16 protein-coding genes are annotated in these 13,824 nt (G+C 58.4%); 9 read left to right on the forward strand and 7 right to left on the reverse strand.

Going from position 1 to position 13,824, the window contains the following annotated elements; genetic code table 11:
* Positions 1–59: 59 nt before the first annotated feature.
* Entirely contained in the window at positions 60–383 is a 324-nt protein-coding gene (locus CU103_RS25960) for a hypothetical protein (protein WP_106666933.1), read from the reverse strand.
* Between the two features lie 170 nt (positions 384–553).
* Between CU103_RS25960 and ftsE the strand changes: the two genes are divergently transcribed.
* The 4 genes from ftsE (at position 554) to CU103_RS25980 (ending at position 3,882) form a co-directional block, all read left to right on the forward strand.
* Entirely contained in the window at positions 554–1,213 is a 660-nt protein-coding gene (ftsE, locus tag CU103_RS25965; protein ID WP_106666934.1) for a cell division ATP-binding protein FtsE, read from the forward strand.
* The gene (locus tag CU103_RS25970; RefSeq protein WP_106666935.1) at positions 1,206–2,204 is read left to right on the forward strand and encodes a cell division protein FtsX; all 999 of its coding nucleotides are present in this window, start codon (positions 1,206–1,208) and stop codon (positions 2,202–2,204) included. Before ftsE ends, CU103_RS25970 begins: the two co-directional genes overlap by 8 nt.
* A 105-nt stretch (positions 2,205–2,309) precedes the next feature.
* Positions 2,310–3,020 (forward strand): YdcF family protein, encoded by a 711-nt coding sequence (locus CU103_RS25975; RefSeq protein ID WP_245449005.1) that lies wholly within the window; start codon positions 2,310–2,312, stop codon positions 3,018–3,020.
* A 76-nt stretch (positions 3,021–3,096) separates the two neighbouring features.
* Positions 3,097–3,882 carry a lysophospholipid acyltransferase family protein gene (locus CU103_RS25980; protein WP_106666936.1) on the forward strand — a complete coding sequence of 262 codons (786 nt, stop codon included), beginning with the start codon at positions 3,097–3,099 and terminating at the stop codon, positions 3,880–3,882.
* On the opposite strand, the gene CU103_RS25985 is transcribed toward CU103_RS25980, so the two are convergent.
* Entirely contained in the window at positions 3,872–4,399 is a 528-nt protein-coding gene (locus CU103_RS25985) for a gamma-glutamylcyclotransferase (RefSeq protein WP_106666937.1), read from the reverse strand. The two genes, CU103_RS25980 and CU103_RS25985, sit on opposite strands and share 11 nt — an antisense overlap.
* Positions 4,400–4,610: 211 nt before the next feature.
* Between CU103_RS25985 and CU103_RS25990 the strand changes: the two genes are divergently transcribed.
* Positions 4,611–5,630 (forward strand): DUF2125 domain-containing protein, encoded by a 1,020-nt coding sequence (locus tag CU103_RS25990; protein ID WP_162707287.1) that lies wholly within the window; start codon positions 4,611–4,613, stop codon positions 5,628–5,630.
* Positions 5,631–5,676: 46 nt separating this feature from the next.
* Here the strand turns inward: CU103_RS25990 and CU103_RS25995 are convergent, their stop codons facing one another.
* Together CU103_RS25995 and hisC are read right to left on the reverse strand one after the other, a co-directional pair.
* On the reverse strand, positions 5,677–6,609 hold the full coding sequence (locus CU103_RS25995) for a prephenate/arogenate dehydrogenase family protein (RefSeq protein ID WP_106666939.1): 933 nt from the start codon (positions 6,607–6,609) through the stop codon (positions 5,677–5,679).
* 3 nt (positions 6,610–6,612) lie between these two features.
* Entirely contained in the window at positions 6,613–7,719 is a 1,107-nt protein-coding gene (gene hisC / locus CU103_RS26000; RefSeq protein WP_106666940.1) for a histidinol-phosphate transaminase, read from the reverse strand.
* Positions 7,720–7,911: 192 nt separating this feature from the next.
* On the opposite strand from hisC, the gene metX reads away from it, so the two are divergent.
* Complete coding sequence (gene metX, locus CU103_RS26005; protein ID WP_106666941.1) at positions 7,912–9,099, forward strand: homoserine O-acetyltransferase MetX; 1,188 nt, start codon at positions 7,912–7,914, stop codon at positions 9,097–9,099.
* The gene (gene metW / locus CU103_RS26010; protein WP_106666942.1) at positions 9,096–9,710 is read left to right on the forward strand and encodes a methionine biosynthesis protein MetW; all 615 of its coding nucleotides are present in this window, start codon (positions 9,096–9,098) and stop codon (positions 9,708–9,710) included. The genes metX and metW overlap by 4 nt, the downstream gene beginning before the upstream one ends.
* A 125-nt stretch (positions 9,711–9,835) precedes the next feature.
* On the opposite strand, the gene CU103_RS26015 is transcribed toward metW, so the two are convergent.
* Positions 9,836–10,576 carry a class I SAM-dependent methyltransferase gene (locus tag CU103_RS26015; RefSeq protein WP_106667045.1) on the reverse strand — a complete coding sequence of 247 codons (741 nt, stop codon included), beginning with the start codon at positions 10,574–10,576 and terminating at the stop codon, positions 9,836–9,838.
* Positions 10,577–10,671: 95 nt separating this feature from the next.
* On the opposite strand from CU103_RS26015, the gene gloB reads away from it, so the two are divergent.
* Together gloB and CU103_RS26025 are read left to right on the forward strand one after the other, a co-directional pair.
* Entirely contained in the window at positions 10,672–11,457 is a 786-nt protein-coding gene (gloB, locus tag CU103_RS26020) for a hydroxyacylglutathione hydrolase (RefSeq protein WP_425350659.1), read from the forward strand.
* On the forward strand, positions 11,457–11,891 hold the full coding sequence (locus tag CU103_RS26025; RefSeq protein ID WP_106666943.1) for a cupin domain-containing protein: 435 nt from the start codon (positions 11,457–11,459) through the stop codon (positions 11,889–11,891). The genes gloB and CU103_RS26025 overlap by 1 nt, the downstream gene beginning before the upstream one ends.
* Here CU103_RS26025 and yddG read toward each other — a convergent pair.
* Together yddG and CU103_RS26035 are read right to left on the reverse strand one after the other, a co-directional pair.
* Positions 11,888–12,715 carry an aromatic amino acid exporter YddG gene (gene yddG / locus CU103_RS26030; protein WP_245449012.1) on the reverse strand — a complete coding sequence of 276 codons (828 nt, stop codon included), beginning with the start codon at positions 12,713–12,715 and terminating at the stop codon, positions 11,888–11,890. The two genes, CU103_RS26025 and yddG, sit on opposite strands and share 4 nt — an antisense overlap.
* Before the next feature lie 65 nt (positions 12,716–12,780).
* Positions 12,781–13,587, reverse strand: coding sequence for a DUF3108 domain-containing protein (locus CU103_RS26035; RefSeq protein WP_106666945.1), 807 nt, complete (start codon positions 13,585–13,587; stop codon positions 12,781–12,783).
* Positions 13,588–13,824: the final 237 nt, after the last annotated feature.

Below are 13,824 nucleotides of genomic sequence, written 5' to 3' on the forward strand. Positions count from 1 at the left end.
GTGATTGAAGGGGTTGCTATAGCCCAAACCCGGTTCCAAAAGCAAAAGCCTAATCGAGATTATCGCAGCGCTACGAACAGCGTGTGCCCGCCGCAAATCCAGAACACCGAAGCGGCAACCAGCGTAACGAACAGCCAGTAGCCGAACCCTGGCATCTTACCTTGCCCATTTCCGGCGGGTTGGAGAATCGAGATACCGTCATTGTCAGGAAGTGAACGCTCAGAAGACCGGACAGGGGCATGGTTTGGCACACCACCGGCCGCCGTATACTCTGGCGGCATGACGGTTTCGAAATGAATGTCCTCCGCAACGCCTCTGTCGAATGGGCCTGCGCCAAGAAAATTCAGATCGAATTCGGCAATTACTGGCCTGATTTGCGCCATTACACGGTTTTCCGATCATCCCGCCATGTTGCAGTCATGTTCCTCCGAATCATGGGGTGAGGCTACTGCACAAAAATTAACGTTTCGGCTGATCTTCAGCCGTGATTGGTGTGGCCAAACCTGTCGGCGCTGAATAAAACACACGTGGACATGAGATTGGAAAATTACGCTTGATTCGTTTTGAGAATGTCGGTTTGCGCTATGGGATGGGCCCGGAGGTTCTGCGTGATGTCAGCCTCCACATTGCACCCAGGTCGTTTCAGTTCCTGACCGGTCCTTCCGGGGCCGGCAAGACTTCGCTGTTGCGCCTGCTGTTCATGACGCTGAGACCGACGCGCGGCCTGATCACCGTGTTCGGCAAGGATATCGCGACCATCTCCTCCAAGGAAATGCCGCTGCTTCGCCGCCGGATCGGTGTCGTTTTCCAGGATTTCCGCTTGCTGGACCACATGACGACCTATCAGAACGTTGCCCTTCCGCTCCGCGTGCGCGGCAAGGAGGAAGCCACTTATCGTGCCGAGGTGGAAGAGCTGTTGCATTGGGTCGGGCTTGGTGAGCGCATGCATGTGCTGCCGCCCGTCCTGTCCGGCGGAGAGAAGCAGCGTGCCGCTATCGCCCGCGCCTTGATCGACCAGCCCGAAATCCTTCTGGCGGACGAACCGACGGGCAACGTCGATCCGCCGCTGGCAAGGCGGTTGCTGCGGCTTTTCGGCGAATTGAACCGTTCCGGCACGGCCGTGGTCATCGCGACGCACGATCTGACGCTGATGGACCAGATCAATGCAAGGCGCATGATCCTCGACCAGGGAAGGCTCGACATCTATGATTAGAGCGGCCCAACTCAAGGAGCAGGCGCTGGTCCTGTTTGCGAAGGCCGTGCAAATCGCACGCGGCAAAAGCGGCCAGGCGCCCATCGTTCCGGCCGGCAATGTTGTTGGCCATGCACTGATGATCGTCATCGCCATCATGACCTTCCTCGCTTGCCTTACCATAGGCGCGGTCAGCCTTGTTCAATCGACGGCCGCCACATGGCAGAGCCAGATTTCGACGGAGGCTACGATCCAGGTCCGGCCTGTCGAGGGGCAGGACATGGAAGCTCTGCTGGCGCAGGCCAGCGCGATCGCACAGGGCTTTTCCGGGGTGAAATCCACCCGTATCATCGATCGTGCCGCGACCGCACGCCTGTTGGAGCCTTGGCTTGGCACCGGTCTCGACATCGATGAACTACCCGTGCCCCGTCTGGTGATTGTCACCCTCGACGAAGCTTCCCCACCGGATTTTGCCGCCATACGCAACGCGCTGGTCAAGGACGTCCCGGGCGCAAGTTTCGATGATCACCGCACCTGGGTCGACCGGCTTGTTTCGATGGCGCGTTCGACCGTTCTCATCGGCATGGCCGTTCTCGGTCTGGTCATTGCCGCAACTGTCCTGACGGTCATCTTTGCCACCCGCGGTGCCATGGCTGGCAATGAGCACATCATCGAGGTGCTGCATTTTATTGGCGCGGAACAGAAGTTCGTCGCCCGCCAATTCGAGCGGCACTTCTTCTGGACAGCCTTGAAAGGCGCACTTTGCGGCGGGGCGCTCGCCATGGTCATTTTCCTGGCCGTTGCCTGGTGGTCCTCGCGCAACCTGGCAACCCCCGAGGCCGATCAGGCTACAGCGCTTTTCGGCAATTTTTCCATTGGATCAGGCGGTTATTCGGGTGTGGTCCTCATCATTCTGGCGGTCAGCGTCTTGACGATGATTACAACAAGAATGACAGTCATAGCGCATTTGAGGCAGGTGGACGGACGGACCGGGACAGGTCACGAAACCTAAGCTTATTCCATCTATTGATAATATGGATTTTACAAAAGCTCCTGCAAAGCTGCTGTTGAACCCCTCTTTAAAAACGAAACCCAAACAAGGCATTTGCGACGCAAAATGGACGGCGTGAACGACAGCAACCAGAAGCCGGGCACCGGTGATCAGAACCGCGGCGAGCGATTGGCCTCGTTGATCCGCACGCGGATTGTGCTGCCATTGTTCCTGCTTTGCATTCTCGCACTGGGCCTGTTTATCGGCGGCTTCATCGTCTTCAGCGACCATGTCAGCACATTGGAGACACCCGATCTGGTCGAACCCGCCGACGGCATCGTCGTTCTTACCGGTGGCTACTCGCGCATCGAAGGGGCTCTCGAACTTCTCAAGAACAAGCGGGGCGAGCGGCTATTCATCAGCGGCGTCCATTCCTCCACCAACCGCAGCGAGTTGCAGCGGGTCACCGGCGGCGACGCCACTCTGTTCGAATGCTGTGTTGATATCGACCGATCCGCCATGGACACGATTGGCAATGCTGCCGAAAGCGTCAAATGGGCCAAGGCGAACCACTATGCCCGGGTCATTGTCGTTACCAACAATTATCATATCCCCCGCACGATGGTTGAACTCAAACGCGCATCGCGGGATATTGAATTCATCCCCTATCCCATCATCAACAGCAATCTGCGGGACGGCGACTGGATCACACGCGGACTTATCGTCCGCGTCCTTCTGGTCGAATATGTCAAATATCTGGGAGCCGTGATCCGCTCGGAGCTACCCGACAGCCTGTCGGAGGCGACGGCCGCCCTGCTCCACAGAATAAAGGGCTAGTGTCTTTCGCCAGTTCACCGCGCCTCCCATTTGGTATAACGAAGGCGCAGACCAATCGATGCCATCCGGGATCCCAATGACGATCATCCGATCACTTGTTTTCAATGCCGCGTTCTATCTCAACCTGATCATCCAGATGATCATCTTCACGCCCTATTATTTTCTCAGCCCGCGCAAACAGGCGTGGAGTGTTCCGAAAAACTGGGCAAAGTCCAACCTGTGGCTGCAAAAAATCATTGTCGGTGCCGACCACCACATTGATGGGCTCGAGAATATCCCCGACGGGCCCTATATCTGCGCGGCGAAGCACCAGTCATTCTGGGATACCTATGCTTTCCTTCCCCACATTGCCGATCCGGTCTACATCCTCAAGCGTGAGTTGACGTGGATTCCGCTGTTCGGCTGGTACATCCAGAAGATGAAGATGGTGCCGATCGATCGCGGCAAACGCTCGGCCGCCATGAAGACCGCGGTCAGGGGCGCGCGGAAGGCCGTTGCCGAAAACAGGCAGCTGATGATCTATCCCGAGGGCACGCGCACGGCTCCGGGAGCCCCGCCCCGCTACAAATATGGCGTCGCTCACATCTACGGGGAACTCGGCATTCCTGTAGTCCCGATCGCGCATAATGCCGGGCTCTATTGGCCCCGCCGCAAGTTCATGCGTTATCCCGGTGTCATTCGCTGCCGCATCCTGCCGCCGATACAGCCAGGCCTGGACAATGATGCGTTCTTGAAAAAGCTCGAAGAAGTGACCGAAGCGGCGTGCGACGAACTCCTGATCGAAGCTGCCAAATCGGATGACCCACCCCCCATGCCCCCGACCGCTATCGAGCGATTGAAGGAACTTGGCGTCAAGATCTAGAACCATCGACTGCCGCGACAACTGCTTCCATCCAGTGGTCGCGAATATTCATCTTGCGCAGGTGTTCCAGGGTGTTGTGCACATAGTCCTCGTTGCGGCCTGACTGACCGACCGAACCGCGCACGGCCGTAGCGGCATCGTTCACCGAGAGCGCACCCGCATATTGCACATGGCTGCGGTCGACGATGTAGGTCAGCGCCTCGACCTTGCGTCCGTCCTCCAGCCGGATCCCCAACCTCCGTTCGAGATAGACATGCGTGACCAGCTCGCGCGCCCGCAGATAGTCGACCACCTCGTCCGCAAGTTCGCCAGGCACGCGAAACGCCATCCCAAGGCAGGATCCGCCATGGTCCAGGCCGAGCACCAGGCCGGGCCGCTCCGGCGTTCCCCGGTGCACATAGGAGCGAACGCAAAGCGCGCGGCGATAGCCAAATAGTCGGGCGTGCATCGTCTCGACATGTGCAAAGCCAGGCTTCCACATCAAAGATCCGTAGCCAAAGACCCAAAAATCGCCCATATCCGTCCTGATAGCAGTTAGAGAACTGTGAGAGCCCGTTTGAAAAATCGCTGCGGCAAGGCATGTGGCGTGGTTTTCGAGAACCGGAGCGCAACGTACTTTGAGTACGTGTGCACCGGAAGCGCAGAAAACCGCGTCAGGTGACAGCCGCAGTAGAGTTTGCAACAGGGCTCTGAAGCATCTTCCCCTGATGGATAGCGAGAGCCGGACCATGCCGTCAAGCACCCCCAAAAACACAACAAGACGCGGAAGACTTCTGAAATATGGCGGCGGCGGTATTATACTGCTCGGCGTGCTCTACAGTGGCGGCTGGTATTATCTGGCTAACGAGCTGGAAAACCGCGTTGCGACGAATATCGCGGCTTTCAAGGAAAAAGGCATAGACGCCACCTGTGAGAACGCCACGGCAAGCGGCTTTCCCTTGCGGGTCGGCCTCGACTGCACCAAGGTAGGCTGGGCGGATCCGGCCAAGAACCTGTCAGTTACCGCCGGAACTTTCCGCTCCGCGGCGCAGATCTATGACCCATTGCAGATCGTCAGCAGGATCGACGGGCCCGCTGCTATCAATGTGCCGGGCATCATGCCGCTCGATGCGAAATGGGACAATCTCACATCCAGCATTCGGCTCGACAAACCCCTTCCAAAACAAATAGAGATCGAAGGCAGCAATGTCATCGTCAATCAACGCAACGCAGCACCCGGCGATGCGCCGGTGGCCGTGGTGCAGGAAGGTGAGCTGCATTTCGCTACTCAAGACCCGCAAATGGACGTCGTCCTCTCTTTCAACAAGCTGAAAATCGCCGACAACGTCATTTACGACAGGCCGCTGCCTGAATTGACTGGCGTCGCCGATGTCCAACTCGCCAACGGCTTCGCATTGCTCGGCAAACCGGAACGGGATTTGACGGTGCTGCGCGGGCAGTCGGGCACATTGCGCAGAGTCGACGTGGCGTTTGACGATGGTAGCGGGATCGGAATCTCTGGCCCGTTTTCAATCGCTGATGACGGCCGCGTCAGCGGCGACTTCAAAGTGACGATGCGCAACCCCGAAGGCGTTGCCAAGGCACTCCAGGGCATATTCCCTGAGGCCGGCAATACGATTGCCTCGGTGCTTCAGGCGATGGCCTTCGTCCCGAAAGACGAGACAGGCGCGCCGACACTCCCCATCACGGTCAAGAAAGGAAAGATGTCGGTGGGCTTCATCAATATTGGCCGGTTGCCGGCGTTGTAGGCGCCGCCAGTTACCTCCCCTGGCGGGAGGGGCAGGCAGCGTCACATCACTTGGAAGGATGGCTGGCTTGCTGGCGGCCGAAATCCGGAGCATCCACTTCCTGACCGGCATCGATGATGCCCCTGCGCACCGCACGCGTGCGCGTGAACAGGTCGAACAGCGCATCGCCATCACCCCACCGGACTGAGCGCTGGAGCGACGCGAGGTCTTCTGAAAACCTCGCCAGCATTTCAAGGATCGCTTCCTTGTTGTGCAGGCAGACATCGCGCCACATGGTCGGATCCGATGCGGCCAGGCGGGTGAAATCGCGAAAACCCGACGCTGAATATTTGATGACTTCGGAATTCGTCACTTCTTCGAGATCACTCGCCGTACCGACGATGTTGTAGGCTATGAGGTGCGGCAGGTGCGAGACGATGGCGAGAACCCGGTCATGATGCACCGGGTCCATCGTATCGAGCCGCGAACCGCAGGCTTGCCAGAACTTGGTCAGCCGGCTCAAGGCAGCGGGTTCGGTTCCTTCCAATGGCGTCAGGATGCACCATCGATTGGCAAAGAGTTCGGCAAAACCCGCGTCGGGGCCGGAATATTCTGTTCCAGCGAGCGGGTGGCCCGGAATAAAATGCACGTTTGCCGGAAGTTCTGGCTGCATCTGCGCAATGACCGAGCCTTTGGTCGAGCCCACATCGGTTACGATTGCGCCCGGTTTCAGCGAACCGGCAATCTGCCGGGCAATCGCCCCGGATGAACCGACCGGCACCGAGACGATAACAAGATCCGCACTCTTTACTGCCTCGGCGCTATCAAGCGTGTAGCTGTCACCGAGGCCCAGCTGCTGAGCCCGAGCCAGCGTGCTTTCGCTGCGGGTGGAAACGACGATATGACCGGCAAGGCCCTCGCGCTTGATGACGCGCGCCAGCGACGAACCGATGAGACCTATGCCGATCAGTGCGATTGTATCGAAATGGATCTTGGACATGTTCTACTTCAGGAATTCGGAGAGTGCAGCGACTACGCCGCGATTGGCTTCCTCGGATCCAACGGTAAGGCGCAACGCGTTCGGAAATCCGTATCCCGTGACGCGGCGCAAAATATAGCCCTTGCTCGTGAGGTAGCTGTCGGCTTTCTCGGCGGACTTCGCCACATTGTCGGGGAAGTGAACCAGCACGAAGTTGCCGACTGACGGCGTAACACGAAGACCAAGAGCCGTCAGCTGTTCGGTCAACCAGGGCAGCCATTTTTCATTGAAGGCAATCGCCTGATCGACATGCGCACGATCGCGGATTGCCGCAGCTCCGGCAACGATGGCAGCGGAGTTCAGATTGAACGGGCCGCGAATACGATTGACAGCATCGATAACGTGGGCGGGAGCGAACATCCAGCCGATGCGAAGCGCAGCAAGGCCATGGATCTTCGAAAAGGTCCGCGTCATGACGACGTTTTCACATGACGACACCAGCTCGACACCGGCCTCATAGTCATTGCGGCGCACATATTCCGCATAGGCGGCATCCAGCACCAGCAATACGTTTCTCGGCAGAGCGGCGTGGAGGCGGCGCACTTCTTCGAAAGGCAGATATGTGCCGGTCGGATTGTTTGGATTGGCAAGGAAAACAATCTTTGTGTGCGGTGTGATCGACCCCAGGATGGAGTCGACTTCGGCGCGCTCATTATTTTCCTTGGCGACGACTGGAGTCGCCCCGGCAGCCATGATGTAGATTTTGTACACCATGAAGCCGTGTTCGGTGTAGATGGCCTCGTCTCCCGGTGAAAGATAGGTCTGGCACAAAAGACCTAGCAACTCGTCAGAGCCATTGCCGCACAGAATATTATCGGCATTCAGGCCATGCACATCGGCAATAGCCTTTTTCAGCGCCGTTGCCTGTCCATCCGGATAGATTTCCAGACGCTCCGCTGCCGCGCGATAGGCTTCGATCGCGTGTTTGCTGGCGCCGATCGGCGTCTCATTGGAAGACAGCTTGTGGACCTTTGCGACACCAGGAGCATGTTCCTTGCCGGGGACATAGGGGGCTATGTCAAGCACACCGGCTTTCGGGGTTGGGCGCATGTCTTTCACTGTCGTTGTCATGATTGATCCGTAACATCGTTCGGTCGATGGTCTTTGCTGTCAAGCAACCGTGCGGACATAGCCGCCAAAGAGCCTCATGTCGAGAACAAGTTGATCCACTTGGGTTTGAGAGCCCTTGAATGCAAAGAAACCATTGACTTTGTATGCGCTGCAACCATACCTACCCGGCACCTCGCTCTAAACTGCGTAACCATGACCAGAACCAGCCGATCAACGTCCAAGAATGATCAGAAAAGCCAGGAAGCAACAAATCCCCATAGTCCTGTGGTGGAGTTTGGGGCGGACAAGCCGCTGCATCTCGATAGCGGCGTTTCGCTGTCGCCGTTCCGAATCGCCTACCAGGCCTATGGCGAGCTCAATGCTGACAAATCCAATGCCATCCTGATCTGTCATGCCCTGACCGGCGACCAGCATGTCGCCAATCTGCATCCCGTGACCGGCAAGCCCGGCTGGTGGGAAACGCTGGTCGGCCCGGGCAAGCCCGTCGATACGGACCGCTATTTTGTCATTTGTTCCAATGTGCTTGGCGGATGCCTTGGTTCGACTGGTCCCGCCTCGATCAATCCTGAGACCGGCAAGGCCTATGCGCTTGACCTTCCCGTCATCACCATCGCCGACATGGTTCGCGCCCAGGCAATGCTCGTCAGCCATTTTGGCATCGAACAGCTCTTTGCGGTTATCGGCGGCTCAATGGGCGGTATGCAGGTCCTCGAATGGGCGTCGAGCCATTCCGACAAGGTGTTTGCCGCGGTGGCCATCGCGACCGGTGCGCGTCACTCCTCGCAGAATATCGCCTTTCATGAAGTGGGCCGTCAGGCGGTCATGGCTGACCCGGAGTGGAAGGAAGGCCGCTATCTCGAACATGGCACCGTCCCGCGCAAAGGGCTCTCCGTCGCCCGCATGGCGGCACATATCACCTATCTGTCCGAGACCGCCTTGCACCGCAAGTTCGGGCGCAATCTGCAGGACCGGCAGAATGTGACCTTCGGCTTCGATGCGGATTTCCAGATCGAGAGCTATCTGCGCTATCAGGGCATGAGTTTCGTCGAGCGTTTCGATCCCAACTCCTATCTCTACATGACCCGCGCCATGGACTACTTCGATCTTGCGGCGGAGCATGAAGGCCGGCTGGCCGATGCCTTCGCCGGATCGAAGACTCGCTTCTGCATCGTCTCCTTCACCAGTGACTGGCTGTTCCCCACCAGCGAGAGCCGCACCGTCGCCCATGCGCTGAACGCGGCGGGAGCCTCCGTTTCCTTTGTCGAGATCGAATCCGATCGCGGCCACGATGCTTTCCTGCTGGATGAGCCGGAGATGTTCTCCGCCATCAACGGGTTCATCCGTTCAGCAGCCCGTGCCAAGGGTCTTCTACCGTCATGAGCGTCAACGTCCATCCCCGCGTCGACTTTGATGTCATCGCCTCGCTGGTGGAGCCCGGCTCACGCGTGCTTGACGTTGGCTGCGGCGACGGCGAACTTCTGGAGCTTCTGCAAACCACCAAGGGTGTTGACGGCCGCGGCGTCGAGCTGTCGCAAAAAGGCGTCAACGATTCGGTCGCGCGCGGTCTGTCGGTCATTCAGGGCGACGCTGACAGTGATCTGAAATACTACCCCGATGCCGGCTTCGACTATGTGATCCTGTCGCAGACCTTGCAGGCCACCCGCAATCCGAAGAATGTTCTGACGGAGCTTCTGCGCATCGGCGAAAAGGCCATCGTCTCGTTTCCGAATTTCGGTCATTGGCGGGTACGCGCGTCGCTCGCCATCAACGGGCGTATGCCCGTAACCAAGGATCTGCCCTATAGCTGGTACGACACGCCCAACATCCACTTCTGCACGATCAATGACTTTGTCGACATGACCAAGGAAGTCGGTGCGCATGTGGAATCGGCCGTCGCGCTCAACGCCTTCGGCGGCCGCCTCGGCTTCAACATGCCTTGGGGCTTCTGGAACCTCTTCGGCCAGCAGGCGGTGTTCCTGCTCAAACGCTGAACCAGCTTCCCCGAACAGAAGAACGCACAGGAACTTTCAAAACTCGCTCAGAACCTGATGGTTCTGGCTCAAGAAACCTCGAATCCGGCTCACGAAACGAAACCGGCGCGGGCAATTTGGTTGTGTCAACGCGAACTGGCGCTCGCCGTACCCTGCGGCGAGAGAACCGGCACAAAGACACGTCGCGACGACCGCTTGGCCACCGGCAGCCCCTGATAGATCCGCTTCTGAGCCTCGACGATCAGTACACCGGAAAACATCGGCCAAAAGCGCCGGCCCATCCGCTCCAGCAGGCCTGAGGGGCGCATCATCCAGCGGCGCGACGACGGCGGGAAGAACAAAGCCTCGGCCCAGGGACCCGGGGTGAAATTCGCCTCGCGCAGAATACGGATTAGCTGCCCCCGGCTATAAGGCCGCCCACTGCCGAATGGCGTGTGCTCGAAACGCGCCCAAAGCCCACGCCTGTTGGGAACGACGATAACCAGCCGCCCGTTCGGTGCCAGCACGCGCCACATTTCCTTCAAAGTTTCGCGCGGATCCTCGGCATGTTCCAGCGCATGGACCATCAACACTCTGTCGACAGCCGAATCCGGCAAGGGCAAATCTTCTTCGAAAATCAACGCGGTAGCGGACGGCTCGGCCGGCGGCCAGCTTGCAGCGCCCTGCCCGGCGGGCATGAAGGCGAAGGTTCGCTCCGTATCGCCGCGAAAGCGATCGAGGTAGGGAACGGCATAGCCGAGACCCACCAGCCGTTCGCCCGGCAACTTGGGCCAGATGGACGCCAGTGCCATGGTAATGGAGCGTTCGGTCAGGTGGCCGAGTGTTGAAGCGTAGAAAGCGCGAAGATCGATGATGTCGAGATGCATGGCGGGCAACCTAACACGGCAATCAAGAACATCAAGAAATGCCTGTAACATGGGTTGCGCCCGTGTGAGGGCGGACTATCCTGCACGTAGCAAGCATGAAGAGAATGACCATGTCCAATCTGCAAATCGAACAGTTTACCGCGCGGACCGACAATTTCGGCGTGCTGATCCACGATCCGGATGCCAATCTGACGGCCTCTATCGACGCACCCGAAGAGAAACCGATTCTCGATGCGCTGGGTCGCCGCGGCTGGACGCTGACGCATATCTTTACCACGCACCACCATATGGATCATGTCGAGGCAAATGCCGCGCTGAAGAAACGATTCGGCGTCGAGATTATCGGACCTGAGGACGAGAAAGCCCAAATACCGGGCATCGATCGCGCTGTCGGCCACGGCGAGCGGTTTAAATTCGGCAATTTCGATGTGGATGTCATCGCCACGCCGGGCCATACCGCTGGTGAAATCTCGTTTCATATACCCGCAGCCAAGATCGCCTTTACGGGTGACACCCTGTTTTCGCTTGGTTGCGGCCGCTTGTTCGAAGGAACTCCGGCCATGATGTTCAAGTCGCTGCAGCGGCTGGTCGCATTGCCGGGTGAGACGGAGATCTATTGCGGCCATGAATATAGCGAGAGCAATGCCCGGTTTGCGCTGACGATCGATCCGGAAAACTCGGCGCTCAAGGAACGCGCCAGACAAATCACGGCGTTGCGTGAAGCCGGCCTGCCGACCTTGCCGACGACGCTGCTGCGTGAAATGGCAACCAATCCGTTTCTTCGCTGGTATGACCCCTCGATCCGCAAGAACTTGAACATGGAAAAGGCCAGTGATGAAGCCGTCTTCGCCGAGATTCGCAAGCGTAAGGACAACTTCTGATGACGTTGACACCAGACGAAATACGCCTGCATCTCGGGCTTGCGCCACATCCCGAAGGCGGCTCCTACGTACAGACGTTCCGGGACAATGAAAGCGGCTGGCCGGTCGGCGGGCGCGGCCACTCCACCGCGATCTATTTTCTTCTCGAAAAGGGCGAAGTGTCAGCCTGGCACCGGGTAAAGGATGCGGCGGAGGTCTGGCACTGGTATGGCGGGGCACCCCTGCTCCTGACCATCGCGTCCGAAGGCTCTCCGCACGTGACGCACAGGCTAGGTCTCGATCTTGCGGCCGGAGAGCGCCCGCAAGCCATTGTTCCAGCTGGGCAATGGCAAACAGCGACTAGTCTTGGCGATTGGACACTTGTCGGTTGCACTGTTGCACCCGGCTTTGATTTCGCTCAGTTCGAGCTGGCAGAGCCCGGTTGGGAACCCTAACGCCGTTTGAGCAGCATATCCTTGGCGGCCAGAACCGCGCCAAGTGTGATCAGCAGGCAGGCAAGCAAGACGCGTGTCGTCGGTTCGGTCACGCCGGCGATGATCAGTACAAGCGTCGACAATAGCGGTGCCGCATAGCTCGAAGCACCCAAGACCTGAATATTGCCGCGCTTGACACCGTAGTCCCAGACATAGAACGCGGCGCCGACCGGAAAGAGACCCAGGCCCAGCACGGCGAGCCATTGGATGATCCCTTCAGGCCAGACAGTCTGCTCCAGCAGCAGATGCGAAATCAGCGATAGTGCCGATGTCGCCACACAGAACCCCGTAACCGCGTCGGTTGGGACGTTGGCGAAGCGTCGGGACAGTAGCGAATAGGCTGCCCAGGTCAGCGCACACAGCCCTGCCATCGCGTAACCGAAACTGTACTGGGGATCGAAGCCAACACCACCGCCCTTGGTGATGATCAACACCGTGCCGGACAGCCCCAGCAGCGTGCCTACAATGTGGAACCAGCGCAGCTTTTCGCCCGGCATCAGCGCCGATCCGACCACGATGAACAGCGGCCAGAGGTAGGCGATCAGGCTGGCGTCAACTGCGGGGGCGTTGCGCAGCGCCGTGAAATAGAGGAAATGATACCCGAAGAGCCCGACGACACCGAGCAGCCAGACCCTGGCCGGCTGGCGCAGGTGCCGCGCGGCACCCGGTCGCCAGAGCCACGAAACCAATCCGAGGCTCGCGCCAATGGCAAAGGTCATGGCTGTCAGCTGAAATGGTGGAACCTTGCCAGACACATCGGTGAAAAGCGCGAGCATCGCCCACATGATGATCGCAAGAAACCCGATGAATGTAGCCACACCGCCCCCAACGCTTTAGCCGCCCCAGCCGCTTATCTAGTCTTCTCGAAACGTGTCGCGTAGACGGTCACCGTCCCGATCTGCGTGCCGATCTTCGCCTGCACGGGCGAATAGATAGCGGACTTGCCGAGCGATGCAAAGGTGAGACTGATCTTGCTGGAGTTTTTAAGGTATTCAATGGCTTTTCGACCCGACTGATAGCCGGCGATGGGCACGAATTTGGCCGTACAGGTGATGGCGTTGCCCTTGAAACCTTTGGTAGAGAAGGGCCGCGCTCCCCCAGCGGGAGAAAGTTTCAGATCGACGCGAGTCTGACCGTCGTAGAGGTGCAGTGTCTGCGCACAGACCTGCTCAAGACTGGTAGCCGAAATCATCACCCCAGAAATCGGATCGGCAACCGATTGAAGATCGGCAGGCGATAGCTCCACCCAGTTCTTCTTCTTGTTGATGGGTGGAACATTGGTCGTATTGGTCACATTCCCATTGGCAAAGGTAATTGATGTGCTCTTGTCGCGCTTCCCATGCCTGTACTTGACCACATAGGAAATCGGTACCGGGCCGCTTTTGGCCAGCTGACCTGTCACATCGAGCTTGCCTTTGGTGTCGTCGAACAGACTGGCAAGCCCCGAACTCGAAAGATCCCCGGTGACTTTGTAGGCCCCATCATCCGAGACATTGGTCGAGAAATTGGCTCTGGCGATCGACAGGCCAAACAGCGAAACACGATAGTCCGTCTGATAGGATTGAGCAGCCTGAGCTGGTGCGGCAGCCATCATGGCGACCATGGCCAAGGGAACTGTCCAAACTGTTCGACTGGCATAATGCCGGTTGGCTCTCATTTTCTGTCAATCCCGTCCAATGCTGCGCCTGTCCCAAGGCTTCGACTGCATAAAGCAGGCAAAGTTGTGATAAACATAGGAAAGCCGCCGCTATTACGCAAAAGCCGTGCCAAACTTCATATAAGCGCACTTGACGCGCGCAGCTCATATCACTATAGAAACGCGACTTCCCAATAGGCCGCCTGTCCGATAAGCGCGCCGCTGCACGGCGACGTGTGATGGTAACGAGAAACATTC

The organism is Phyllobacterium sophorae, assembly GCF_003010965.1.
Lineage (GTDB): Bacteria > Pseudomonadota > Alphaproteobacteria > Rhizobiales > Rhizobiaceae > Phyllobacterium > Phyllobacterium sophorae.

What these genes read in the sequence shown, in the direction of transcription:
- CU103_RS25960 (WP_106666933.1), bottom strand. Translation starts at nt 383, where the DNA reads ATGGCGCAAATCAGGCCAGTAATTGCCGAATTCGATCTGAATTTTCTT.
- CU103_RS25970 (WP_106666935.1), top strand. Translation starts at nt 1,206, where the DNA reads ATGATTAGAGCGGCCCAACTCAAGGAGCAGGCGCTGGTCCTGTTTGCG.
- CU103_RS25975 (WP_245449005.1), top strand. Translation starts at nt 2,310, where the DNA reads ATGGACGGCGTGAACGACAGCAACCAGAAGCCGGGCACCGGTGATCAG.
- CU103_RS25980 (WP_106666936.1), top strand. Translation starts at nt 3,097, where the DNA reads ATGACGATCATCCGATCACTTGTTTTCAATGCCGCGTTCTATCTCAAC.
- CU103_RS25985 (WP_106666937.1), bottom strand. Translation starts at nt 4,399, where the DNA reads ATGGGCGATTTTTGGGTCTTTGGCTACGGATCTTTGATGTGGAAGCCT.
- CU103_RS25990 (WP_162707287.1), top strand. Translation starts at nt 4,611, where the DNA reads ATGCCGTCAAGCACCCCCAAAAACACAACAAGACGCGGAAGACTTCTG.
- CU103_RS25995 (WP_106666939.1), bottom strand. Translation starts at nt 6,609, where the DNA reads ATGTCCAAGATCCATTTCGATACAATCGCACTGATCGGCATAGGTCTC.
- hisC (WP_106666940.1), bottom strand. Translation starts at nt 7,719, where the DNA reads ATGACAACGACAGTGAAAGACATGCGCCCAACCCCGAAAGCCGGTGTG.
- metX (WP_106666941.1), top strand. Translation starts at nt 7,912, where the DNA reads ATGACCAGAACCAGCCGATCAACGTCCAAGAATGATCAGAAAAGCCAG.
- metW (WP_106666942.1), top strand. Translation starts at nt 9,096, where the DNA reads ATGAGCGTCAACGTCCATCCCCGCGTCGACTTTGATGTCATCGCCTCG.
- CU103_RS26015 (WP_106667045.1), bottom strand. Translation starts at nt 10,576, where the DNA reads ATGCATCTCGACATCATCGATCTTCGCGCTTTCTACGCTTCAACACTC.
- gloB (WP_425350659.1), top strand. Translation starts at nt 10,672, where the DNA reads ATGAAGAGAATGACCATGTCCAATCTGCAAATCGAACAGTTTACCGCG.
- CU103_RS26025 (WP_106666943.1), top strand. Translation starts at nt 11,457, where the DNA reads ATGACGTTGACACCAGACGAAATACGCCTGCATCTCGGGCTTGCGCCA.
- yddG (WP_245449012.1), bottom strand. Translation starts at nt 12,715, where the DNA reads ATGTGGGCGATGCTCGCGCTTTTCACCGATGTGTCTGGCAAGGTTCCA.
- CU103_RS26035 (WP_106666945.1), bottom strand. Translation starts at nt 13,587, where the DNA reads ATGAGAGCCAACCGGCATTATGCCAGTCGAACAGTTTGGACAGTTCCC.